The sequence below is a fragment of the Streptomyces sp. NPDC051180 genome (assembly GCF_040689545.1).
In the GTDB taxonomy this organism is placed as follows: Bacteria; Actinomycetota; Actinomycetes; order Streptomycetales; family Streptomycetaceae; genus Streptomyces.
The window spans coordinates 649,536-672,397 of the sequence record NZ_JBFBBC010000002.1 but is presented as its reverse complement, the minus strand read 5'-3'; the positions used below and the strand labels follow the sequence as shown (position 1 = coordinate 672,397).

Below are 22,862 nucleotides of genomic sequence, written 5' to 3'. Positions count from 1 at the left end.
CCGCGGCCCCCGAGAAGACCACCACCACCCGCCGCCGCAGGGCCCGCGCCCCCCGTCTACGTCCGCACCCCTTCGGGCTGCGGACCCGGCTGGTCCTGGCGTTCCTGCTGGTCGCGGCCGTCGGCTGCGGGACCACGGCGGCGCTGACGTACCGGGCCGCCCGGAACGCGATCCTGGAGCAGACGCAGGACACGGCCGTCTCCGCCTTCCGCGAGCAGGTCGACGCACTGAACGTCACCCTGCCCGTGGAGGGCGCCTCCCTGCGGGACGCGCTCCTGCACATCGCCCGGCAGGGCAAGCCGCGCCCGTGGCGGGTCTACGCCGAGTACGGCACGATCCGCGTCTCGTCCGCCGACCGCCCCACCTCCTCCGTGATCACCCCCGAACTGAGGGAGCGCGCGACGGCCCGGGTGGCCACCCCGCACGGCAGCTTCCAGCGGGTGGTGAAGGGCGGCACGCCGTATCTGACGATCGCGGTCCCGGCCGTCTTCCGGACGCACGCGACGGCGGGAACCGCCCAGCCGACCGGCCTCGTCTTCTACGCGGTGATGGAGCTCGACGAGGAGGAGGCCAACATCGAGGCCATGGTCGCGGCGGCCCGCGACGGGGCCCTCCCGGCGCTCGCCGTGGCCCTGATCCCCGCGCTGATCGCGGCGCGCGGCGTGCTCCGCCCGGTGCGGGAGCTGAGGCACGCGGCGCACAGCATGGGGCGCGGCCGGCTCGACACCCGTATCCACGCCAAGGGGAGCGACGAACTCTCGGACCTGGCCCGTACGTTCAACGAGTCCGCCGCGGCGCTGGAGCGTTCCGTCACCGAGCTCAGGGAGGCCGAGGCGCGCGCCCGCCGCTTCGCCTCGGACGTCTCGCACGAACTGCGGACCCCGCTCGCCGGCATGCTCGCGGTGACCGAGGTCCTCGACGAGGACGCCGACTCCCTGGACAGCGACACGGCCCGGGCGGTCCGTCTGATCAGTGCCGAGACCGGCAAGCTGGCGGTGCTGGTCGAGGACCTGATGGAGATCTCCCGCTTCGACGCGCGGGCCGCCGAGCTCCACACGGACGAGGTCGACGCCGCCGACTGCGTGCGCAAGACCCTCCAGAACCGGCACTGGACCGATCCGGCGCAGGTCGTCCCCCACCTGGAGGAGGGGATCCGGGCCCGCCTCGACCCCCGCCGCTTCGACGTCGTCGTCGCCAACCTGGTCGGCAACGCGCTGCGGCACGGTGCCGCGCCGGTCACGGTCAGGCTGTACGCCGAGGGGGACGTGCTCGTGACGGAGGTCGCCGACCGGGGGCCGGGCATCCGCCCGGACGTCCTGCCGCACGTCTTCGACCGCTTCTACAAGGCCGACCAGGCCCGTACCCGCTCGGCGGGCAGCGGTCTCGGCCTCGCGATCACCCAGGAGAACGTGCGGCTGCACGGCGGCACCGTCGAGGCCGCCGCCCACCCCGGGGGAGGCGCGGTCTTCACCGTGCGGATGCCGCTGTGAACCGCCGGGCGGCGGCCGCCGCGGCGGCGGTGCTCGGGCTGGTGGCGCTCACGGCCTGCGGCGTCCGCAAGAGCGACGTCGTCGAGGCTGGCGGGGCGGCCACCGTCGCGGTCGCCCCCGCGCCCGGCCTGGGCCGGGTGGTGCTCTACTTCCTGGGGCCGGACGGCCGGGTGCTGCCCTCGGTCCGCGACTTCAGCAGTCCGTTCTCCCCGGGGTGGTCGGCGCCGGACCAGAGCGGCAGCGGCGAGGTCGTCCACACCGGGCCGGACAGGCCGATCGCGACGGACAAGGTCCTCGCCATGCTGCTGAACGGCCCGAGCGGTGTCGAGACGGCCGCGGGGCTGACCACGGGGCTTCCCCGCTTCGGGGCCGGCCTGCACACCGAGGTCGACAAGGCCGCCGGGATCGCCGACGGGCGCCGTCTCCTCCGGCTGACCTCGCCGTTCCCCGTCGGGGGGCTGTCGGACGAGGCCGTCCAGCAGCTGGTGTGCACGAGCGCGTTCGCCGAGGACCCGGCCGGCCTCCTGGAGGTGGCCCTGACCGGCCCGGACGGCACGCTTCCCGCCCTTCGCTGCGAGGTCTGACCCGGAGCGGGCCGCGACGAGGGAGCCCCCCCGGCGAGTCCGGCGCCCGCCCCCGGCGAGTCCGGCGCACACCCCCGGTGAGCCCGGCGCCGCCTCTCAGCCCGCGCGCAGCTCCGCCAGGACGGCGTCCGTGAAGGGGGGCCACGCCTCGACCGCCCACGGCCCGAAGGGCCGGTCGGTGAGGGCGACGCACGCGGCGCGCGCGTCCGGGTCGATCCACAGGAAGGTGCCAGACTGCCCGAAGTGGCCGAACGTGCGCGGCGAGGACGTGGCGCCCGTCCAGTGCGGCGTCTTGGCGTCGCGGATCTCGAAGCCGAGGCCCCAGTCGTTCGGCCGCTGGTGCCCGTAGCCGGGCAGGATGCCGGTGAGACCGGGGTAGGTGACGGTCATGGCGTCCAGGACGGTCCGGGCGTCGAGCAGCCGCGGCGCCTGCACCTCGGCGGCGAAGCGCACCAGGTCGTCGACGGTCGACACGCCGTCCTTGGCGGGCGATCCCTCCAGGGTCGTCGAGGCCATGCCGAGGGGTTCGAGGACGGCCTGGTGCAGGTACTCGGCGAAGGGGATGTCGGTGGCCTTGGCGACGTGGTCGCCGAGCGCCTCGAAACCGGTGTTGGAGTAGATGCGGCGGGTGCCGGGCGCCGCCATGACGCGGTTCTCGTCGAAGGCGAGCCCGGAGGTGTGGGCGAGGAGGTGGCGCACGGTCGCGCCCTCGGGCCCGGCCGGCTCGTCGAGGTCGATCGCCCCCTCCTCGTACGCGACGAGGACGGCGTACGCCGCGAGCGGCTTGGTGACGGAGGCGAGCGGGAAGCGCCGGTCCGTGGGGCCGTGCGTCCCCGCCAGGGTGCCGTCCGCGCGGACGACGGCGGCGGCCGCGGTGGGGACGGGCCAGTTCTCGATCGACGCCAGGCTCGGCACGCTGCTCTGCATGGGGCCGAGCCTACTTGCTTCGAGTGCACTCCAACGTTTTAGCGTGGGGGTATGAGCGCGATCGCGAGCACGGCCACGCGTCCGGAAGGCACCCGGGCGCACTACACCATCAGCGAGGTCGCCGCCCTGACCGGGCTGTCGGCGCACACCCTGCGCTGGTACGAGCGGATCGGTCTGATGCCGCACGTCGACCGTTCGCACACGGGCCAGCGGCGCTTCACCGAGCGGGACCTCGGATGGCTCGCCTTCGTCGGCAAGCTGCGGCTGACCGGCATGCCGGTCGCCGACATGGTCCGGTACGCGGAGCTCGTCCGCGAGGGCGACCACACCCGTGACGCGCGGCGCGAGCTGCTGGAGACCACCCGGCGCGACGTCCTCGCCCGGATCGGCGAACTCCAGGAAACGCTCGCCGTGCTCGACGTCAAGATCGGCCACTACGGCAGCACTGCATGCGGAGGCACCACGTCATGACCAGCGTGAACAGGATCGACACCGTACGTCTCGGCCAGGACGGGCCCGAGATCGGCGTCCAGGGCTTCGGCGCCATGGGCATCAGCGAGTTCTACGGAGACACCGACGAGGCCGCGGCCCGCGACACGCTCGACGCGGCGCTGGAGACCGGCGTCACCCTCATCGACACCGCCGACATCTACGGCAGCGGCGCCAACGAGGAGTTCCTCGCGCCCTTCCTCGCCGCCCACCGCGACGAGGTCACCCTCGCCACGAAGTTCGCCATAGAGCGGCGCGCCGACGACCCCGCCTACCGGGCCGTCCGCAACGACCCCGCGTACATCCGCAAGGCCGCCGAGGACAGCCTCCGGCGGCTCGGGGTGGAGACCATCGACCTCTACTACATGCACCGCCGCGACCCGGAGATCCCCTTCGCCGAGTCCGTCGGCGCGATGGCCGAGCTCGTCCGGGAGGGCAAGGTCCGCCACCTCGGTCTCAGCGAGGTCACCGGGCCCGAACTGCGCGAGGCCCACGCGGTGCACCCGATCGCCGCCCTCCAGTCGGAGTGGTCGCTCTTCTCCCGTGACGTGGAGCGCAGCGCCGTCGGCGCCGCCGCCGAGCTGGGCGTGACCTTCGTGCCGTACTCGCCGCTCGGCCGCGGGTTCCTCACCGGCGCGTTCGCGGACGCGGCCAAGGACCTCTCGGGTGGCGACTTCCGTCAGTACCAGCCCCGGTTCACCGGCGAGAACGCCGAGCGGAACGCGGCGCTGCTCGACCCGGTCCGCAAGATCGCCGCCGCGCACGGGGCGACGCCGGCGCAGATCGCGCTCGCCTGGGTCCAGCAGCGGGCCGCCGTCCACGGCCTCACGGTCGTGCCCATCCCCGGCACCCGCAAGCGCTCCCGGCTCCAGGAGAACGCCGCGGCCACCCGCATCACCCTCACCGCCGCCGAACTGGCCGAGCTGGAGCCGATCGCCGGCCTGGTCGCGGGCGACCGCTACCCGGACATGCGGTCCACCTCGGTCGACCGGGAGGTCTGAGCCGCGCCGGCTGCCCCCGCGGGTCCGGGGGCGGGCGGCGGCTCCCGGCCGCCCGCTCACGCCAGACCCAGCGCGAAGACCGCGAAGCCCGCCGCGAGCAGCCCCGCCGCGGTGCGGCGGGCCGGGCCGGTCTTCGCCCACGGCGACTCGAAGCCCCGCGCGAACCGGCCGATCAGGACGAGGAGGCCGGCGAAGACCGGCATCCACGCCAGCCGGGCGACGATCCAGCCGACCGAGTCCGGCGCGCCGACGAGACCGGGGACCTCCCCGAGGTACGAGGCGGGGACCGCGGCGGTGAGCATCGCCGTCTGGTGCCAGCACAGGATCGTCATCGCCGACAGGTTGACGATCACGACGGGCGCCCAGAGCGCGGGGCGCCGCAGGAGCCGGCCGAGCCGGTCGCGGAGCAGGACCGCCGCGCCGCTCTGGGCGGCGGCGAGGGCGAGCACCAGCAGCGACGGCGGGTGCGAGTTGGTGCGGGCCTCGCCCGGCACGCCGACCATCGACGAGGGGTAGCCGAAGAGGAGCAGCAGGGCGGCGAAGAGCGCGGCCCCGCCGACCAGCAGCCACCGGGCGTGGCGCCGGGTGACCCGGCCCTCGCCCCACGCCACGCCGAGCTGGTAGGCGAAGAGCCAGCCGGGCAGGATGTTCAGCAGGCTCAGCCAGGACGGCACGGCGTCGGCGTACGGCCCGTACCGCAGGAAGTCCACGACGGCGACCGTGCCGAGCAGCGGCGCGGCGGCCCACACGCCGAGGCGGCGGGCGGCCCGGACGCAGTACGGGGTGAGGGCGGTGACCACCGTGTACACGCCGACGAACCACAGCGGCTGGACCACCAGCGTCGACGCCGTCCGCAGGGTGTCCACCGGCACCCCGGCGCCGAAGTGGAGCAGCGGCAGCAGCGCCGCCCACACGGCGGTGACGCCGAGCACCGGCCGGCCGAGCCGGGCGAGCCGCCCCTTGAGCCACTCGCCCGTGGAGCCCTTGCGGCGCCGGTAGGAGAGGACGGAGGCGTGGCCGCCGACGAGGAAGAAGATCCCCAGCATCTGGAGGACCCAGCTGACCGGGGCGAGCCCGGCGAAGGCGCCGAGCGGGCTCGCGTTGTGGATCGCCCCGTCGGAGGAGAGCGTGAAGCCGCCGAGCAGCCAGTGCCCGGTCGGCACGGCGAGCAGCGCGAGGGCGCGGAGCCCGTCGATCGCCCGGTCGCGGTGGGCGGGCGTGCCGGACTCGATCGTCGCGGCGGTCCTGCGGGCCAGGGTGGCGAGGGAGCTCATCGGACGTCCCCCTCGGCGATCGCGGCGAAGGCGCGCAGGGAGCCGGTGCCGGGCGCGAAGTAGCCGCCGTGGCCGACGGCGTCGTCGGCCGGGATCCGGCGGGCACCGAAGGCCGGGTCGGTGGGGTCGGTGCCGTGGCCCAACCCGGCGACCTCGACGTTCGGGATCCGGTCGATCCAGTCGGTGGGGTCCTTCGCCGCCCAGACGCGGGCGGCGGTGCCGAGCCCGGCGACGTTCTCGGCGCGCATCCCGGGGGAGCCGAACACCACGAGGTCCCGGGCCTTGAGGCCGTGCGCGGCGAGACCGCAGACGACGGAGCCGTAGCTGTGGCAGAACACCGAGGGCTCGGCGGCTCCGACGGCCGCCAGACCGTCGACGAACCGGGTCAGCCGGTCCGCCCCCGCCTCGGCGAGCCGGCCGGTGGCCGCGTCGAGGCCGACGCCGACCGGGGTCGTGTACCCGACCCAGGCGACGACCGCCGTCCGGCCGCCGGTCTCCCGGCGCAGGGCGGTCGCCATGTCGGCGAGCGGCCGGACGTGTCCGGCGTCGACGTCGGACCCGGGCACGATCACGGCCACGTGGTCGGCCCGCGCCAGGTCCCCGTACACCAGGGCCACCTGGCCCCGGCCGCGCGGATCACGGGCGAGCACCCGTGCCCCGCCGGACTCCCCCTGCCCGACCGGCCCGTTGGCCGTGTACCGCAGCTCCAGGGGCGCCCCGTCCAGATTCCCGACCACCGTCGGATGGGCGCGGGCCAGCTCCCGCTGTCGCACGGGGCTCAGGCCCGCGAAGTACCGCGCCACCTCGGCAGGGCTCATCCGCTCCGGGTCCGGCAGCCCGGCGGCCCGCCACGCCCCCGCCCCGGCCGGCGCCCCGGTCACCGCCTCCTGGGCGTCGCCGGACGCCCAGCCCGCCGTGCCCGCGATCGCGGTGGCCACCAGGGCCACGGTCGTCAGGGTCCTCGCAAAGCGGCCCATGGGTCGCCCTCCCTCTCCGGTACTCGCTCGTTCGTCGGCGAGAGGAAGGTAGGAAGACGAGGGGTGACGGCACGTCACACCGGAGGGCCAACTCCCGGCTGATACCGGGGTAGGGGGTGGACGAGCGGCGGACCCCCCTGCGGGGGTGGGGTTTTCCCCCGGGGCGCGTACGGAGCGGCGGGCGCCGCCCCGGGGTCAGCGGCCGGCGTCCCCCGGCGTGACCAGGCCCGACTCGTAGGCGAAGACCACCGCCTGCGCCCGGTCGCGCAGGTCCAGCTTGGCGAGGACCCGCCCGATGTGGGTCTTCACCGTCTGCTCCGCGAGGACCAGGTGGTCGGCGATCTCCTGGTTGGACAGGCCCCGGGCGATCAGCTCCAGGACCTCCGTCTCGCGGGGGGTGAGACCGTTCAGCCGCAGCGCGGTGGTGTCCCGGCGCGGGGCGGGCCGGGACGCGGCGAAGTCGGCGATGAGGCGACGGGTCACGGAGGGCGCGAGGAGCGCCTCGCCGGCCGCCACCACCCGGACCGCCGCGATGAGGTCCGCGGGCGGCGCGTCCTTCAGGAGGAAGCCGGACGCGCCGGCGCGCAGCGCCTCGTACACGTAGTCGTCGACGTCGAAGGTCGTCAGCATCAGCACCTTCGGCCGGTGCACCACCCCGGCCGGCGGCTGCAGGATCTCCCGGGCCGCCGCGAGCCCGTCCAGCTCCGGCATCCGCACGTCCATCAGGACCACGTCCGGGTGGGCCGAGCGGGCCACCTCCACGCCCCGGCGCCCGTCGGGGGCCTCGCCGACGACGTCGATGTCGGGCTGGGCGGCGAGCAGGGCGGCGAAACCCGCCCGCACCATGGCCTGGTCGTCGACGATGATCACGCGGATGGTCACTCGGGGTCCTCGCTGGTCGTGGCGGGCACCGGCCCGCCGGCCGGCCCCTCGGTGTCCGGGCCCGCGGCGCCGGCCCGGCCGGTCGCCGGCGCCGGGGTGGCGGACGGTACCGGGTCCGGCGCCAGGGGCAGCCGGGCGGCCACCCGGAAGCCGCCGTCCGGCAGCGGCCCGGTGTCGAGCGTGCCGCCGGTCAACCGTACGCGCTCCCGCATGCCGACGAGCCCGTGCCCGGTGCCGGCCGCGCCGTGCTCCACCGGGGAACGCGCCTCCGTCGCGGGCCCGTTGACGACGAGGACCGTCAGCCGGCCGTCGTCCGCCCGGACCGACACCCGGGTCGACGCGCCCGGCGCGTGCCGGACCACGTTGGCGAGCGCCTCCTGCACGATCCGGTACGCCGACAGGCCGACCGCCTGGGGCACCTCCCCGACGTCGGCGGCGAGCCGCAGCTCGGCCGGCACCCCGGCCCGCACCGTCGCCTCGACCAGCTGCTGCAGCCGGTCGAGGCCCGGCTGCGGGGCCCGTTCGCCCTCGCCGCCGTCGCTGCGCAGCACCGACAGCAGCCGCCGCATCTCGGTCAGCGACTCGCGCGCGCTCGCCGCGATCGAGGTGAACTCCTCGCGGGCCGCGTCCGGGAGCCCGGGGACGCGGTACGGCGCCGACTCGGCCTGCACGGTGATCACGGACATGTGGTGGGCCACCACGTCGTGCAGCTCGCGCGCGATCCTGGCCCGCTCCTCCAGGAGCGTGCGCCGGGCCCGTTCGGCCTCGCTGATCGTCTCCTGCTCCGCGAGCCGGCGCTGTACGTCGCCCCGTGCGCGGACCGCCGAGGTGAGGAGCAGCAGCACCCCGCTCAGGACGAGCAGCAGGGTGTGGACGCTGGTGTACCCCGCCGGCCGGAACGCCTCCAGGACGTACCCGGCGACCCCGGTGGCGAGCCACACGCCGAACAGCGCCCGGCGGGACTCCCGCAGGCCGAGCGCGACCATCAGCGCGCAGTAGCCGACGAGGAGCGGCGGGGGCCACGGCCAGTACTCCGCGCGCGTGCCGTCCGCGCCGAGCAGCACCAGCGCGCCGAGCACGTCGGCGGTGAAGACGATCCACCACGCCTGGAGGGGCCGGGCCACGGCGAGCAGCAGCGGCAGGGTCTGCGCGGTGCCGACGGCCCCGGCGAGGGCGCCGTTGACGCCGTAGTCCCCGATGAGCAGGACGACCGTGGAGGGCAGCAGGGCGGAGACGAACGCGAGGGCGACCGCGTACGGCAGCAGCCGCACCCACCGCGCGGACGCGTCGGCGAGGAGCGGGGTCCCCGGCGCGGACGGGGTGGTGAGCGCCGCCCCGAGCCCCTGGAACACCTCGCTCGTCCGGGCGCCGAGCCGCCGGAGACGCGGTCCGCGGCCACCGGGCCGCTCGGGGGCGTGGGGGCGTGAGGAGGGCGGCTCGGGCCGCTGTTCGGTAGCCATGACCCGCCCAGGGTAGGCAGCGACCCCGGCCCCCGACGTCATACCGGGGACCGGGGTCGGGCCTGATACCCGGGTATGACGCCGGGGCGACCGCTCAGAGCTCCGCGAGGAGCTCCGCCTTCTTCGCCGAGAACTCCGCGTCCGTCACGAGCCCCGCCTGGTGCAGCTCGCCCAGGTGCCGGATCCTCTCGGCGACCGCACCGGGGTCGCGGTCCGTCAGGTCCCGCAGTCCGGCCGGGGCGGCGGCCGGGACCGGCGCGCGGTCGGCGCCGCGGTCCCGGATCGCGGCGAGGACCGCCGCCGCGAACGGCAGGGACACGTGCACCGGGCCGTAGCCGAGGCCGAGGACGACGGACGCCGGGTCCTGGTCGGGCTGCGCGGCGCGCGGGCCGCCGTCCCGGGGCACCAGGCGCAGGTACCCGTCGAGGCCCTCGGGCGAGCGCCACTCGACGCCGCAGAGGTCCCGCACGGAGAACGTCTGGTCGCCCGCCTTCCACTTCTCGGTGGACGCCCCCGTCCAGGACCAGCGGAACGACACCTCCGACGTCCCGTCGAAGCTCGCCTTCCCGTCGTACGTCTTGAAGGACTGCGGCCCCTGCGGCGGCGCCACCAGGAAGCGGTCGACGGGCGCCGGAGCCGTCAGGAGGCGGTCCGCGTACGCCAGGGCCCCCGCGGCCCCGGCGTCCGTCCCGTCGCCCCGGCTCCCGCCCTCCGGACGGTCCACGCCGTCCGGCACCCGGACGGGCTCCGCCGCGTCCGGCGGGAGACGGGCCAGCAGTTCGTCCCGGTAGAGCACGGCGAGCGTCTCGCGGTCCGCCGGCAGCACGAGCCGGTACGGATCGCTGGCGTCCTTGAGCTGCCCGGCGGCCGCCTCCATCAGCGGATCGGCGCCCGGCCGCGGCACGGCGTGCAGCACGACGGTGCCCCGCTTGCCGGGCGCGAGCGTCACGGACGCCAACGCCTCGTGCGGTACTCGTCTTTCGCGCAGCGCCTGGAACAGTCTCGGCGTGCGGATCCCCCGTTCGAAACGGATGAGGAGGGCGTCGCTCTCGAGCTCCCAGGTGGCATGAATTCCGGCCAGCACATCACCCATACGCCTCATCGTATGCGGCGCGTGCCGCTGCGTCGCCCCTGCGAAAGGTCCGGAAATCGCGTGATCTACGCGCGTCAGGACACTTCCGCGCCGGATATTCCGTCGTGGCAGGCGCTGTCGGCACGTGCGCAGACCAGCCTCGGGAAGGCCCCGACCCCTATCGCGGCGAAGTTCCCGAGGCTCTCCGTGCCCGGCTCGAAATAGCCGCTGTGGCCCAGCGCCCCGTCCGCGGACAGCAGCCGCGCGCCGAACTCCGGCGCCACCGGGTCGGCACCGTGCCCGACCCCGCCCACCTCCAGGTGCGGCACGCCCGCGATCCAGTCGTCGGTGTCCCGCATCGCCCACACGCGCGCGTGGGTGGCGAGTTCGGTCGCGTGGTCCACCCGCATGCCGGGACTCCCCGCCACCGCCAGGTCCGTCACCCGGGCGGGCAGCCGGGGCGCCGCGACCCCGCAGAGCACGGAGCCGTAGCTGTGGCAGAAGAGCGCCACGCGCGCGTCGCCCGGCAGCGCCTCGGTCAGCTCCACGAGCCGGACCGCGCCCTGCTCGGCCAGCCGGCCGATCGCCGCGTCCACGCCGACCCCGACGGGCGCGGTGTAGTCGGCCCAGGCGATGACGGCGACCCGGGCGCGCGGCGAGGCCCGGCGCTCGGCGGCGAACAGGGCCTGGGCCATCCCCGCGGGAGCCCCGAACCGGCCGTGGGTCTTCTGGAACGTGAGGAGGTTGGTGTCGACGCCGGGCACGATCACCGAGACGTTCCCGGCCCGCTCCAGGTCCCCGAGGACCTCGGCCGTCCGCCCCGTACCGGTCGGGTCGAAGGAGAGGATCTGGCGGTCCGGCCGCATCAGCGAGGCGAAGCGGTCGAGCCGGCGGCGCGCCTCGTGCCGGCCCTCGGCGGACAGCCGGGTGTCGCCGACCCGGTCCCGCTCGGCGGCGAGCGCCCGGCCGAGGGTGATCCGGTTGGCGCGGTAGCGCAGACCGACCGGGGCGCCGTTGAGGTTGCCGACGACCAGCGGATGCCGCTCCGCGAGCCGGACCCCGCGCGCGGTGCCCAGCCCGGCGAAGAACGCGGCGACCGCCCGGGCCGGCGTGGCCCCGGGGTCGGGCAGCGGGCGGTGGTCGATCCGGTCGCGCGCCCAGGCGGCGAGCGCCGCTCCGCGGGACGGCCCGGGGACGGGCCGGTGCTTGATCGTGGTCCACCCGGTCGTCGCGAGGAGCACGAACACCACCACGAGCGCGAGCAGGGCGCGCGTGACGGTGAGGGTGGGCGAGGCGTCGGCTGAGGTCACGGGGCGCCACCCTACGGGGCGCGGGTCACGGGGCCGAGCCGCGCCCCTTGTCGTCCCGGTCACGCCAGCGCGGGGCGAGCGCCGGCCCGAGGTGGTCGAGGTACTCCTCGGTGAGGGCGCGGATGGTTTCCAGGCTCTGGTCCGACCCCCGGCCCCAGATCTGCCCCGTGACCCGCATCACGCCGCTGAACGCCGCCACCGCGATCCGCGGGCGCGGGTCCTCGTCGACGTCGACGCCCTCGCGGTCGGCGATGATCCCGGCGATCGTCTCCTCCATCTCCGTGGAGCGGCGCAGGTGGACGGCGAGCAGCGCGGGCGTCGACTCGATCAGCCGGAAGGTCCGCAGGTACAGCTCGACCGGGACGACCTCGGTGATCGCGTCGCCGATGGAGTCCCAGGAGGCGAGGACGGCGTTGCGCAGCGCGTCGAGCGGGCCCTCGTCCCGCGGCCGCTCCCCGAGGGTGCGGACGAAACGCTCCTCCACCATCTGCTGGAGGGCGAAGGCCACCTCCTCCTTCGAGGAGAAGTAGCGGAAGAAGGTGCGCTGGGAGACCTCGACGGCGTCGACGATCTCGTCGACGGTGGTGGCCTCGTACCCCTGGGTGGTGAACAGCTCCAGGGCCACCCGGGTCAGCGCGTCGCGCGTGCGCTGCTTCTTCCGCTCGCGCAGGCCGGGCACGGTCACGTCAGGGTCCTCGTTTCCGCCGAATAGTCCGGCTCAGGGTACCTGTGAGCTACGTGACAGTTACCGACGCGTGAACCGCTTTGTCAATTGTCAGCGACTGTCACTAACCTCGTCCGCATGACTAGTCAGACCACAGTGGAAAAGACCCCGCAGGGTCGGGGGGACGTCCGGGAACCCGACCAGGGCCCGGCGAAGGGACTGCGCGGCCACCCGTGGCTGACCCTGTTCGGCGTCGCCGTCGGCGTCATGATGGTGGCCCTCGACGGCACCATCGTCGCCATCGCCAACCCCGCCATCAAGACCGACCTCGGCGCCTCGCTCGCCCAGGTCCAGTGGATCACCAACGGCTACCTGCTCGCCCTCGCCGTCGCCCTGATCACCGCCGGCAAGCTCGGCGACCGCTTCGGCCACCGCCAGACCTTCCTCATCGGCATCGCCGGCTTCGCCGCCGCCTCCGGCGCGATCGGCCTGTCCGACTCCATCGGCGCCGTGATCGCCTTCCGCGTCCTGCAGGGCCTCTTCGGCGCCCTGCTGATGCCGGCCGCGCTCGGCCTGCTCCGCGCCACCTTCCCGGCCGAGAAGCTGAACATGGCCATCGGCATCTGGGGCATGGTCATCGGCGCCTCCACGGCCGGCGGCCCGATCGTCGGCGGCCTGCTCGTCGAGCACGTCAGCTGGCAGTCCGTCTTCTTCGTCAACGTGCCCGTGGGCGTCGTGGCCCTCGTCCTCGGCCTGCTCATCCTCAAGGACCACCGCGCCGAGAACGCCCCGCGCTCCTTCGACGTCCTCGGCATCCTGCTCCTCTCCGGCGCCATGGCCTCCCTCGTCTGGAGCCTCATCAAGGCCGGCGAGTCCTGGGGCTGGACCAGCGGGAAGACCTGGGGCTGCCTGATCGGCGCGCTGCTGCTCTTCGCCGTCTTCGCCTTCTGGGAGACCAAGGTCAAGGAGCCGCTGGTCCCGCTCGGCATGTTCCGCTCCGTGCCGCTGTCGGCCGGTGTGGTGCTGATGGTCCTGATGGCCTTCGCCTTCATGGGCGGCCTGTTCTTCGTGACGTTCTACCTCCAGGGCGTCAAGGGGCTCAGCCCCGTCGACAGCGGCCTGCACCTGCTGCCGCTGACCGCGATGATGATCGTCTCCTCGCCCCTGGCCGGCGCGCTCATCACCAAGTTCGGCCCCCGTGTGCCGCTGGTCGGCGGCATGGTCTGCACGGCGATCGCGATGTTCGGCATGATCACGCTCTCGGCCGGCACCGGCACCTTCGTCATGTCCCTCTGGTTCGCCCTCCTCGGCCTGGGCCTCGCGCCCGTCATGGTCGGCGCCACCGAGGTCATCGTCGGCAACGCGCCGCTGGAGCTCTCCGGCGTCGCGGGCGGCCTGCAGCAGGCCGCGATGCAGGTCGGCGGCGCGCTCGGCACGGCGGTGCTCGGCGCCGTCATGTCCTCCAAGGTCTCCGGCGCGTTCGCGGAGAACTGGAAGGAGGCCGGCATCCCGGTCCCGGCCGACCCGCGGCTGGAGCAGGCCGCCGAGTTCGGCATGGCCCCGGCGGAGATGGCGAAGGCGCCGGGGATGACCCCCGACCTCTTCGACAAGATCTCCGGAGTCATCCACGACACCTTCCTCGACGGCATGGGCCTGGCCTTCACCGTCGCGGGCGTCGTCGCCGTCGTCGCCGCCCTCGTCGCCACGCTCACCAAGCGCGGCGAGAACGCGGAGGCGGGCGGCATGGGCGGTCACATCTGACGCCCGTCAGGGTTCCCGTAGGGGGCCGTCACCCGTTCGCGTGAACGGGGGCGGCCCCTCTTCCGTCGCCGGGGGAGCTCCGTCATGATCGTGATTACAGAGAGTGACGAAACGGGGGTTCCTCAGTATGTATACGAAGACCGTCCTCACCGCGGCGGCCGTCCTGACCGCGGCCCTGACCACCACCCTCCTGACGGCTCCGGGCGCCCGCCCGGCCCAGGCGGCCCCGGCCGGCCCACCGGGGCGCGCCGCCCCGGTGGCCGTCGCTGCCACGGGGACCGTGCTCGGGGCGTGCGGACCCGGACGCCTCTGCCTGTGGTCCAAGCCCGACTTCAGGGGCAGGGCGCAGACGCACGAACTGGCCACCACCGACCTCGACAGCTGTGTCGCGCTGCCGGCCGGGACCTCGGCCCAGTCGCTGGCCAACCGCACCGGGCGGCCCGTCACCACGTACCAGTCCGCCGAGTGCGCGGAGGCGGGGGAGTTCGAGACCTATCCCGGCCGCGGGACCTGGGTGCCGCAGACGCCGTACGAGGTCCGGGCGTTCAAGATCTGGGAGCGATAGGCGCGGGGAGCTCCTGCGCCCCCTCCGGTGCGGGCGCCCGCACCGGGGCGGAGAGCCGGGCCACCTCCGCCCGCAGCTCGCGGACCTCCAGGGTCAGCGCCTCCAGGAGCTCCGTCTGCCGGCGCTCCACGGCGTCGTCCCGGTCGAAGCGGGCGATGAACCAGGCCGCGATGTTGGCCGTGACGACACCGAGCAGGGCGATGCCGGAGAGCATCAGCCCCACCGCGAGGACCCGGCCGAGGCCCGTCGTCGGCGCGTGGTCGCCGTAGCCGACCGTCGTCATCGTGGTGAACGACCACCACACCGCGTCCCCGAGCGTCTTGATGTTGCCGTTCGGGGCGTCCCGCTCGACGTGCAGCACGGCCAGCGAGCCGAACATCATCAGCCCGACCACCGCGCCCGCCACATAGGTGGTGAGCGTTATCTGCGGAGCCATCCGGGCCCGCCGGCCCACGAGGAGGAGCGTGGAGACGACCCGCAGCAGCCGCAGAGGCTGCACCATCGGCAGCAGGACCGCGAGCAGGTCGACGGGATGGGAGCGGACGAACGCCCAGCGGGCCGGGGCGAGCGCGAGACGGACCAGGTAGTCCAGGGCGAAGGCGGCCCACACCGCCCACTCCACGTGGGTGCACAGCCGGTGCACCCACGGATCGGCGCCGGGCGCGACGATCGGCACGGCGTACGCGATGCCGAACGCGACGGCCAGCACCAGCAGCGGCACCTGCGTGCGCTCTTCCCAGCGATCCCTCATGCCGGGCATCGTAGAGAACGCCGAAGGGCGGCGGGACCATCCGGTCCCACCGCCCCTCACCAGGCGTGATGTGCCCAGGGCTCAGGCGTCGCCGCCCGCGGCGCCCGGGTCGGCGGCCGCCACGTCGAGCAGCTGGTAGCGGTCCACCGCCTGCTTCAGGGCCGACCGGTCGATCCGGCCGTCCCGGGCCAGCTCGGTCAGCACCGCCAGCACGATCGACTGGGCGTCGATGTGGAAGTAGCGACGGGCCGCGCCCCGCGTGTCCGCGAAGCCGAAGCCGTCCGCGCCCAGCGAGGTGTACCGGCCCGGCACCCAGCGGGAGATCTGGTCCGGCACCGCGCGCATCCAGTCGGAGACCGCCACGAACGGGCCCTCGGCGCCCTGGAGCTTGCGCGTCACGTACGGGACGCGCTGCTCCTCGTCCGGGTGGAGCAGGTTGTGCTCCTCGACGGCCACGGCCTCGCGGCGCAGCTCGGTCCAGGAGGTGGCGGACCAGACGTCGGCCCGCACGTTCCACTCCTCGGCGAGGATCCGCTGCGCCTCGACCGCCCACGGCACGGCGACGCCCGAGGCCATGATCTGCGCCGGGACGGCACCGGCCTCGGCCGGCCTGAAGCGGTGGATGCCCTGGAGGATGCCCTCCACGTCCACGTCCGCGGGCTCGGCCGGGTGCTGGATCGGCTCGTTGTAGACGGTCAGGTAGTAGAAGACGTCCTCGGCGGCGGGGCCGTACATCCGCCGCAGACCGTCCTTGACGATGTGCGCGATCTCGAAGCCGAACGCCGGGTCGTACGCGATGCAGGACGGGTTGGTCGACGCGATCAGGTGCGAGTGGCCGTCCGCGTGCTGGAGGCCCTCGCCGGTCAGCGTGGTGCGGCCTGCGGTGGCGCCGAGCACGAAGCCGCGCGCCAGCTGGTCGGCCATCTGCCAGAACTGGTCGCCGGTCCGCTGGAAGCCGAACATCGAGTAGAAGACGTACACCGGGATGAGCGGTTCGCCGTGCGTGGCGTACGCCGAGCCGGCGGCGATCAGCGAGGCCGTGCAGCCGGCCTCCGAGATGCCGTCGTGCAGCATCTGGCCGGTCGGCGACTCCTTGTAGGCGAGGAGGAGTTCGCGGTCCACCGCCTCGTACTGCTGGCCGAGCGGGTTGTAGATCTTGGCGCTCGGGAAGAACGCGTCCATGCCGAACGTGCGGTACTCGTCGGGGGCGATCAGCACGAAGCGCTTGCCGATCTCCTTGTCCCGCATGAGGTCCTTGAGGATGCGGACGAACGCCATGGTGGTGGCGATCGACTGCTGACCCGAGCCCTTCCTGGCCGCGGCGTACGTCGAGTCGTCCGGGAGGGCCAGCGGCTTCGCCCGCACGACACGGGTCGGCACGTACCCGCCGAGCGCCTTGCGGCGGTCGTGCATGTACTGGATCTCCTCGGAGTTCCGGCCCGGGTGGTAGTACGGCGGCAGGCCGTCCTCCAGCTGCCGGTCCGTCACCGGGATGTGCAGCCGGTCGCGGAAGCGCTTGAGGTCGTCGACCGTCAGCTTCTTCATCTGGTGGGTCGCGTTGCGGCCCTCGAAGTTCGGGCCCAGCGTCCAGCCCTTGACGGTCTGGGCGAGGATCACGGTCGGCTGGCCCGCGTGGGCCTTTGCCGCCGCGTAGGCCGCGTAGATCTTCTTGTGGTCGTGACCGCCGCGGCCCAGGTGCAGGACCTGCTGGTCCGTCATGCCCTCGACCATCGCCCGCAGCCGGTGGTCGTCGCCGAAGAAGTGGTCCCGGATGTACCCGCCGGTCTCCGTGGCGTACGTCTGGAACTGGCCGTCCGGGGTGGTGTTCAGCCGGTTGACCAGGATGCCGTCGCGGTCCTGCGCCAGCAGCGGGTCCCAGGAGCGGTCCCAGATCAGCTTGATGACGTTCCAGCCGTTGCCCCGGAAGATCGACTCCAGCTCCTGGATGATCTTGCCGTTGCCGCGGACCGGGCCGTCGAGCCGCTGGAGGTTGCAGTTGACGACGAAGGTGAGGTTGTCCAGGCCCTCGCGGGCGGCGATGGAGAGCTGGCCGAGCGACTCGACCTCGTCCATCTCGCCGTCGCCGAGGAACGCCCAGACGTGGGACCTGGAGGTGTCGGCGATGCCGCGCGCCTCCATGTACCGGTTCATCCGCGCCTGGTAGATCGCGCCGAGCGGGCCGAGGCCCATCGACACGGTCGGGAACTCCCAGAAGTCCGGCATCAGCCGCGGGTGCGGGTAGGACGAAAGGCCGTTCGGCGCCTTCGACTTCTCCTGGCGGAAGCCGTCGAGCTGGGCGTCGTCCAGCCGGTCCAGGAGGTAGGCGCGGGCGTAGATGCCGGGGGAGGCGTGCCCCTGGAAGAAGATCTGGTCGCCGCCGTCGCCCTCGTCCTTGCCGCGGAAGAAGTGGTTGAAGCCCACGTCGTAGAGCGAGGCGGAGGAGGCGAAGGTCGCGATGTGGCCGCCGACGCCGATGCCGGGTCGCTGGGCGCGCGAGACCATCACGGCCGCGTTCCACCGGGTGGCGTTGAGGACCCTGCGCTCGATCTCCTCGTTGCCGGGGAAGAAGGGCTCGTCCTTGGTGGCGATGGTGTTGACGTAGTCCGTGCTGCGCATCTCGGGCACGGCCACGCGCTTCTCGCGGGCCCGCTCGATCAGACGGAGCATGAGGTAGCGGGCGCGCTCACGGCCCCGCTCGTCGACGGCCGCGTCCAGGGAGTCGAGCCATTCCTGGGTCTCTTCCGGGTCGAAATCCGGGACCTGGCTGGGAAGGCCGCCAATGATGATCGGGTTGCGATCGGATCCGGGAGCCACGCTCTTCCTTCGCTGTTCGGTGGAGCCCACGGGGCCACGGAGTGGTCGGGATGTCCATCGTGTACCCCGCCGACGCCAGACGTCACATTTACCGAGGGGTAACCCCCCGGGGGTGTCGCCCACCTGTCCGGCAACGTGTTCGGGTGCGGTCAAATCGCAACCTTACGCCCAAGTCGCGCATGCGTTTCGTCCGCGCGTTCGGCACACTGAAACCGCAGAAGTCCGTAAACCGGGACGAAGCATGTGTGCCTGATCACGAAGGAGGGTACGAGCCTGCCGAAAGTTGGGGCGAGACGGCCCCAAACGTCACCGTTTCGGCGGTCTCCGCGGCCTGGTACTTGCGCGATCAGCCCCGGCACGTGTGGACTACGGCCAGCGCCACGCGCCCACGCGTGGCCCACAGCATTTTCCGAATGAGCAGGAGGCAAGCCGTGAGCGCGACCGCGGACCACGCGGAGGAGCGGACCAACCCGGCCGGCAGGCTGGGGTTCGAGCCCGGACAGGTGGTCCAGGAGATCGGCTACGACGACGACGTCGACCAGGATCTCCGTGAAGGCATCGAGTCCATCATCGGGGCCGACCTCGTGGACGAGGACTACGACGACGTCGCCGACGCCGTCGTGCTCTGGTTCCGTGACGAGGACGGCGACCTCACCGACGCCCTGGTGGACTCCATCGGTCTTCTGGAGGACGGCGGCACCATCTGGCTGCTGACGCCGAAGACCGGCCGCGACGGCTACATCGAGCCGTCCGACATCAACGATGCCGCGCAGACTGCTGGTCTCTCCCAGACCAAGAGCATCAGCGTCGCCAAGGACTGGACGGGCACCCGCCTGACCGCCCCCAAGCGCTGATCACCACGCTGCGAGAAGCCCCCGCCGGTCCGCCGTCGGGGGCTTTCGTGCACAGGCCGTAGGCTGGGCTCACCGATTCGGCCCAAGGTCTGGGTTCCGTCGAAAGGGATGCGTACGCGATGGCGATCGAGGTCGGCACCAAGGCCCCGGAATTCGAGCTGAAGGACAACCACGGTCGCACCGTGCGGCTCACCGACTTCCGCGGCGAGAAGAACGTGGTGCTGGTCTTCTATCCGTTCGCGTTCACCGGTGTCTGCACCGGCGAGCTGCGCGAGCTGCGCGACAACCTCCCGACGTTCGCCGACGACGACACCCAGCTCCTCGCCGTCTCCAACGACTCGATCCACACCCTGCGCGTCTTCGCCGACCAGGAGGACCTGGAATTCCCGCTGCTCTCCGACTTCTGGAAGCACGGCGAGGTCTCCCGCGCGTACGGCGTCTTCGACGAGGAGAAGGGCTGCGCGGTGCGCGGCACCTTCGTCATCGACAAGGAGGGCGTCGTCCGCTGGACGGTCGTCAACGCCCTCTCCGACGCCCGTGACCTCGGCGACTACGTGAAGGCCCTCGACGCCATCTGAGGCGTTCCGGGGCCGACACCCTCGGAATCACCGGGCGAATCGACTGTTTCGACCGGGAACCCGTCACTAGGATCCAGTCGTTGATCCGATGCCAACGCACGACTGGGGCGCTGCCCCTGAAAACGTATGGAGGGACTCGTGGGAGTCAGCCTCAGCAAGGGCGGCAACGTCTCGCTGACCAAGGAGGCCCCTGGCCTCACCGCCGTGACCGTCGGTCTGGGCTGGGACGTCCGCACCACCACCGGTACGGACTTCGACCTCGACGCCAGCGCCATCCTGGTGAGCGAGGAGGGCAAGGTCCGCAACGACCAGGACTTCGTCTTCTTCAACAACCTGAAGAGCGCCGACGGCTCGGTCGAGCACACCGGTGACAACCTCACCGGCGAGGGCGAGGGCGACGACGAGCAGGTCAAGGTCAGCCTGGCCACCGTGCCGGCCGACGTCGCCAAGATCGTCTTCCCGGTGTCGATCTACGACGCCGAGAACCGCCAGCAGTCCTTCGGCCAGGTGCGCAACGCGTTCATCCGCGTCGTGAACCAGGCCGGCGGCGCCGAGATCGCGCGGTACGACCTCTCCGAGGACGCCTCGACCGAGACCGCCATGGTCTTTGGCGAGCTGTACCGCCACGGCGCCGAGTGGAAGTTCCGCGCCGTCGGCCAGGGCTACGCCTCCGGCCTGCGCGGCATCGCGCAGGACTTCGGCGTCAACGTCTGAGCCGAATCGTTCGAACCGTCCGGCGCCGCACCTTCCGTGCGGCGCCGGACGTGCCTCATCACCACCGGGGAGGAACCGCATCATGGGCGTCACGCTCGCCAAGGGAGGCAATGTCTCCCTCTCCAAGGCCGCACCCAACCTCACCAAGGTCCTCGTCGGACTCGGCTGGGACGCGCGCTCCACCACCGGAGCCCCCTTCGACCTCGATGCCAGCGCGCTGCTGTGCCAGGCCGGACGGGTGCTCGGGGACGACTACTTCGTCTTCTACAACCAGCTGCGCAGCCCCGAGGGGTCCGTCGAACACACCGGTGACAACCTCACCGGTGAGGGTGACGGCGACGACGAGTCCCTCATCGTCGACCTCGACCGGGTTCCGCCCCACTGCGACAAGATCGTCTTTCCGGTCTCCATCCACGACGCCGACAATCGTGGCCAGAGCTTCGGCCAGGTCAGCAATGCCTTCATTCGCGTCGTGAACCAGACGGACGGCCAGGAACTGGCGCGCTACGACCTCTCCGAGGACGCCTCCACCGAGACCGCGATGATCTTCGGCGAGCTCTACCGCTACAACGGCGAATGGAAGTTCCGGGCGGTGGGACAGGGGTACGCGTCCGGGCTTCGGGGCATCGCTCTAGACTTCGGGGTCAACGTTTCGTAAAGCCATGTAATTTCACGATGGGGTAGACAGTGGTTCTGAAAACCTTCGGCTGGTCGTTCGCGATCACTGCGCTCGGTCTGGTCGCAGCGGTGCTCTACGGGGGGTGGGAGGCGTTCGGGATCGTCGCGATCCTCTGCGTCCTCGAGATCTCGCTGTCCTTCGACAATGCGGTGGTCAACGCCGGGATCCTGAAGAAGATGAATGCCTTCTGGCAGAAGATCTTCCTCACGATCGGCGTGCTCATCGCCGTCTTCGGCATGCGGCTCGTCTTCCCCGTCGTGATCGTCGCCGTCAGCGCGAAGATCGGTCCGATCGAGGCTGTCGACCTCGCGCTGAACGACGCCGACCGATACCAGGAACTGGTCACCGACGCGCATCCGTCGATCGCCGCGTTCGGTGGCATGTTCCTGCTGATGATCTTCCTCGACTTCATCTTCGAGGACCGGGACATCCAGTGGCTGCGCTGGATCGAGCGCCCGCTCGCCAAGCTCGGCAAGGTCGACATGCTGTCGGTCTGCATCGCGCTGATCGTCCTGCTCATCACCGCCATGACCTTCGCCACCCACGCCCACCAGCACGGCGGCGCGCACGTCGACAAGGCGCAGACGGTCCTGATCTCCGGCATCGCCGGCCTCATCACGTACCTCGTCGTCGGCGGTCTCTCGGGCTACTTCGAGAACAAGCTGGAAGAGGAGGAGGAGCGCGAGCACGAGGCCGAGGAAGAGGCCAAGCGCAGCGGCAAGAAGGTCTCCGCGGTCCAGCTGGCCGGCAAGGCCGCCTTCTTCATGTTCCTCTACCTGGAGGTCCTCGACGCCTCCTTCTCCTTCGACGGTGTCATCGGCGCCTTCGCCATCACCAACGACATCGTCCTGATGGCGCTCGGCCTCGGCGTCGGCGCCATGTACGTCCGTTCGCTCACGGTCTACCTGGTCCGCCAGGGCACCCTCGACGACTACGTCTACCTGGAGCACGGCGCCCACTACGCGATCGGCGCGCTGGCCGTGGTCCTCATGATCACCATCCAGTACGAGATCCCCGAGATCATCACCGGCGGCATCGGCGTCGCCCTCATCGGCTGGTCCTTCTGGTCCTCCGTCCGGCGCAACCAGCGGCTCGCGGCGGCCGAGGGCGGATCGGGCTCGGACGACAAGACAGAGGTGCCGTCCGGGGTGTGACACCCCCGGTAACGAGGAACGCTTCACTGCGGGGCGGTCGGGTGCACCCGACCGCCCCGCAGGCATGTGCGGGCAAGTGGAGACCAGTGGGGGGTGAAGGCGTCATGGCCTTCTGGGACAACCTTTTTCCGGGGAGGGCGGCGCAGTTCGACTCGGGCAGCGCGGCGTCCAACGCGATCGACCTGACGAAACGGCGTCCGACCGTCTCGCTCACCCAGCAGGGCGCCGCCACCGGCAACCTCCGGGTGAACCTCTCCTGGCGGATGCGGACCTCCGACATCGAGGGCCGCTCCCGGCAGAGCGGCCGGCTGCTGCGCAACCCCGCCCAGCTCTTCAAGCCCGAGGTCGTCCAGGCCCACACCCAGGGCATGGTCAACGTCGACCTCGACCTGGGCTGCCTCTACGAGCTCACCGACGGCAGCAAGGGCGTGGTGCAGCCGCTCGGCGGCTTCTTCGGCGACCTGAACGCGGCCCCGTACGTGAAGCTGAGCGGCGACGACCGCTTCGGGGGCTCCTCCGGCGAGACGATCTTCGTCAATCTGGACCACCGCGACGAGATCAAGCGCCTGCTCTTCTTCGCGTACATCTACGACCAGACGCCGGCCTTCGACCGGACGCACGCCAAGGTGACGCTCTACCCGAGCAGCGGCCCCCGGATCGAGATCGAGCTCGACGAGCGCGCACCGCAGGCCCGCTCCTGCGCGGTCTTCTCGATGGAGAACGTCAAGGGCGAGCTGACCGTCCGCCGCGAGGTGCGGTTCGTGTACGGCTTCCAGGCCGAGCTGGACCGGCTGTACGGGTGGGGACTCCAGTGGGGGCGCGGCTACAAGACCAAGGCGTAGCCGTTGCCCACACGGTGGCC

22 protein-coding genes are annotated in these 22,862 nt (G+C 72.5%); 12 read left to right on the top strand and 10 right to left on the bottom strand.

Annotation, left to right across the window (positions count from 1 at the left end):
- The first annotated feature begins 77 nt into the window (after positions 1-77).
- Together AB0424_RS06515 and AB0424_RS06510 are read left to right on the top strand one after the other, a co-directional pair.
- Positions 78-1,490, top strand: coding sequence for a HAMP domain-containing sensor histidine kinase (locus AB0424_RS06515; RefSeq protein WP_366302687.1), 1,413 nt, complete (start codon positions 78-80; stop codon positions 1,488-1,490).
- A complete protein-coding gene (locus AB0424_RS06510) occupies positions 1,487-2,074 on the top strand; it encodes a hypothetical protein (RefSeq protein WP_366302633.1) in 588 nt (195 codons plus the stop codon). The genes AB0424_RS06515 and AB0424_RS06510 overlap by 4 nt, the downstream gene beginning before the upstream one ends.
- 96 nt (positions 2,075-2,170) lie before the next feature.
- Here AB0424_RS06510 and AB0424_RS06505 read toward each other — a convergent pair whose 3' ends face one another.
- Positions 2,171-3,001: a serine hydrolase domain-containing protein gene (locus AB0424_RS06505; protein WP_366302632.1), complete on the bottom strand. Its 831-nt coding sequence runs from the start codon at positions 2,999-3,001 to the stop codon at positions 2,171-2,173.
- A gap of 51 nt (positions 3,002-3,052) precedes the next feature.
- On the opposite strand from AB0424_RS06505, the gene AB0424_RS06500 reads away from it, so the two are divergent.
- Both AB0424_RS06500 and AB0424_RS06495 read left to right on the top strand, forming a co-directional pair.
- On the top strand, positions 3,053-3,472 hold the full coding sequence (locus tag AB0424_RS06500) for a MerR family transcriptional regulator (protein ID WP_366302631.1): 420 nt from the start codon (positions 3,053-3,055) through the stop codon (positions 3,470-3,472).
- Positions 3,469-4,491 carry an aldo/keto reductase gene (locus AB0424_RS06495; RefSeq protein ID WP_366302630.1) on the top strand — a complete coding sequence of 341 codons (1,023 nt, stop codon included), beginning with the start codon at positions 3,469-3,471 and terminating at the stop codon, positions 4,489-4,491. Before AB0424_RS06500 ends, AB0424_RS06495 begins: the two co-directional genes overlap by 4 nt.
- Positions 4,492-4,547: 56 nt before the next feature.
- Here the strand turns inward: AB0424_RS06495 and AB0424_RS06490 are convergent, their stop codons facing one another.
- From AB0424_RS06490 to AB0424_RS06460, 7 genes are all read right to left on the bottom strand, one after another.
- Positions 4,548-5,765 carry an acyltransferase gene (locus AB0424_RS06490; RefSeq protein ID WP_366302629.1) on the bottom strand — a complete coding sequence of 406 codons (1,218 nt, stop codon included), beginning with the start codon at positions 5,763-5,765 and terminating at the stop codon, positions 4,548-4,550.
- Positions 5,762-6,742 (bottom strand): alpha/beta hydrolase, encoded by a 981-nt coding sequence (locus tag AB0424_RS06485; protein ID WP_366302628.1) that lies wholly within the window; start codon positions 6,740-6,742, stop codon positions 5,762-5,764. The genes AB0424_RS06490 and AB0424_RS06485 overlap by 4 nt, the downstream gene beginning before the upstream one ends.
- A 195-nt stretch (positions 6,743-6,937) precedes the next feature.
- Positions 6,938-7,624, bottom strand: a complete 687-nt coding sequence (locus AB0424_RS06480) for a response regulator transcription factor (protein WP_366302627.1) — start codon at positions 7,622-7,624, stop codon at positions 6,938-6,940.
- Entirely contained in the window at positions 7,621-9,126 is a 1,506-nt protein-coding gene (locus AB0424_RS06475; protein WP_366302626.1) for a sensor histidine kinase, read from the bottom strand. Before AB0424_RS06475 ends, AB0424_RS06480 begins: the two co-directional genes overlap by 4 nt.
- A gap of 52 nt (positions 9,127-9,178) precedes the next feature.
- Positions 9,179-10,177, bottom strand: a complete 999-nt coding sequence (locus AB0424_RS06470; protein WP_366302625.1) for a DUF4429 domain-containing protein — start codon at positions 10,175-10,177, stop codon at positions 9,179-9,181.
- 74 nt (positions 10,178-10,251) lie between these two features.
- On the bottom strand, positions 10,252-11,466 hold the full coding sequence (locus tag AB0424_RS06465) for an alpha/beta hydrolase (RefSeq protein WP_366302624.1): 1,215 nt from the start codon (positions 11,464-11,466) through the stop codon (positions 10,252-10,254).
- Between the two features lie 25 nt (positions 11,467-11,491).
- Positions 11,492-12,151: a TetR family transcriptional regulator gene (locus AB0424_RS06460; protein WP_366302623.1), complete on the bottom strand. Its 660-nt coding sequence runs from the start codon at positions 12,149-12,151 to the stop codon at positions 11,492-11,494.
- A 117-nt stretch (positions 12,152-12,268) separates the two neighbouring features.
- Between AB0424_RS06460 and AB0424_RS06455 the strand changes: the two genes are divergently transcribed.
- Entirely contained in the window at positions 12,269-13,891 is a 1,623-nt protein-coding gene (locus AB0424_RS06455; protein ID WP_366302622.1) for an MFS transporter, read from the top strand.
- Positions 13,892-14,018: 127 nt separating this feature from the next.
- On the top strand, positions 14,019-14,456 hold the full coding sequence (locus AB0424_RS06450) for a peptidase inhibitor family I36 protein (protein ID WP_366302621.1): 438 nt from the start codon (positions 14,019-14,021) through the stop codon (positions 14,454-14,456).
- Here AB0424_RS06450 and AB0424_RS06445 read toward each other — a convergent pair.
- Together AB0424_RS06445 and aceE are read right to left on the bottom strand one after the other, a co-directional pair.
- Positions 14,437-15,216: a potassium channel family protein gene (locus tag AB0424_RS06445; protein WP_366302620.1), complete on the bottom strand. Its 780-nt coding sequence runs from the start codon at positions 15,214-15,216 to the stop codon at positions 14,437-14,439. The two genes, AB0424_RS06450 and AB0424_RS06445, sit on opposite strands and share 20 nt — an antisense overlap.
- A 72-nt stretch (positions 15,217-15,288) precedes the next feature.
- Positions 15,289-18,021 (bottom strand): pyruvate dehydrogenase (acetyl-transferring), homodimeric type, encoded by a 2,733-nt coding sequence (aceE, locus tag AB0424_RS06440; protein WP_366302619.1) that lies wholly within the window; start codon positions 18,019-18,021, stop codon positions 15,289-15,291.
- Positions 18,022-18,452: 431 nt separating this feature from the next.
- Here aceE and AB0424_RS06435 point away from each other — a divergent pair, with 431 nt between their 5' ends.
- From AB0424_RS06435 to AB0424_RS06410, 6 genes are all read left to right on the top strand, one after another.
- Positions 18,453-18,875 (top strand): DUF3052 domain-containing protein, encoded by a 423-nt coding sequence (locus tag AB0424_RS06435; RefSeq protein ID WP_366302618.1) that lies wholly within the window; start codon positions 18,453-18,455, stop codon positions 18,873-18,875.
- Positions 18,876-18,994: 119 nt separating this feature from the next.
- Positions 18,995-19,453, top strand: coding sequence for a peroxiredoxin (locus tag AB0424_RS06430; RefSeq protein WP_366302617.1), 459 nt, complete (start codon positions 18,995-18,997; stop codon positions 19,451-19,453).
- Positions 19,454-19,591: 138 nt separating this feature from the next.
- Positions 19,592-20,167, top strand: a complete 576-nt coding sequence (locus AB0424_RS06425; protein WP_026058190.1) for a TerD family protein — start codon at positions 19,592-19,594, stop codon at positions 20,165-20,167.
- An 82-nt stretch (positions 20,168-20,249) separates the two neighbouring features.
- Positions 20,250-20,825, top strand: a complete 576-nt coding sequence (locus AB0424_RS06420; protein WP_366302616.1) for a TerD family protein — start codon at positions 20,250-20,252, stop codon at positions 20,823-20,825.
- Positions 20,826-20,854: 29 nt separating this feature from the next.
- Positions 20,855-22,000 (top strand): DUF475 domain-containing protein, encoded by a 1,146-nt coding sequence (locus tag AB0424_RS06415; protein WP_366302615.1) that lies wholly within the window; start codon positions 20,855-20,857, stop codon positions 21,998-22,000.
- A 104-nt stretch (positions 22,001-22,104) separates the two neighbouring features.
- Complete coding sequence (locus AB0424_RS06410) at positions 22,105-22,842, top strand: Tellurium resistance (RefSeq protein ID WP_366302614.1); 738 nt, start codon at positions 22,105-22,107, stop codon at positions 22,840-22,842.
- The last annotated feature ends 20 nt before the right edge of the window (positions 22,843-22,862 follow it).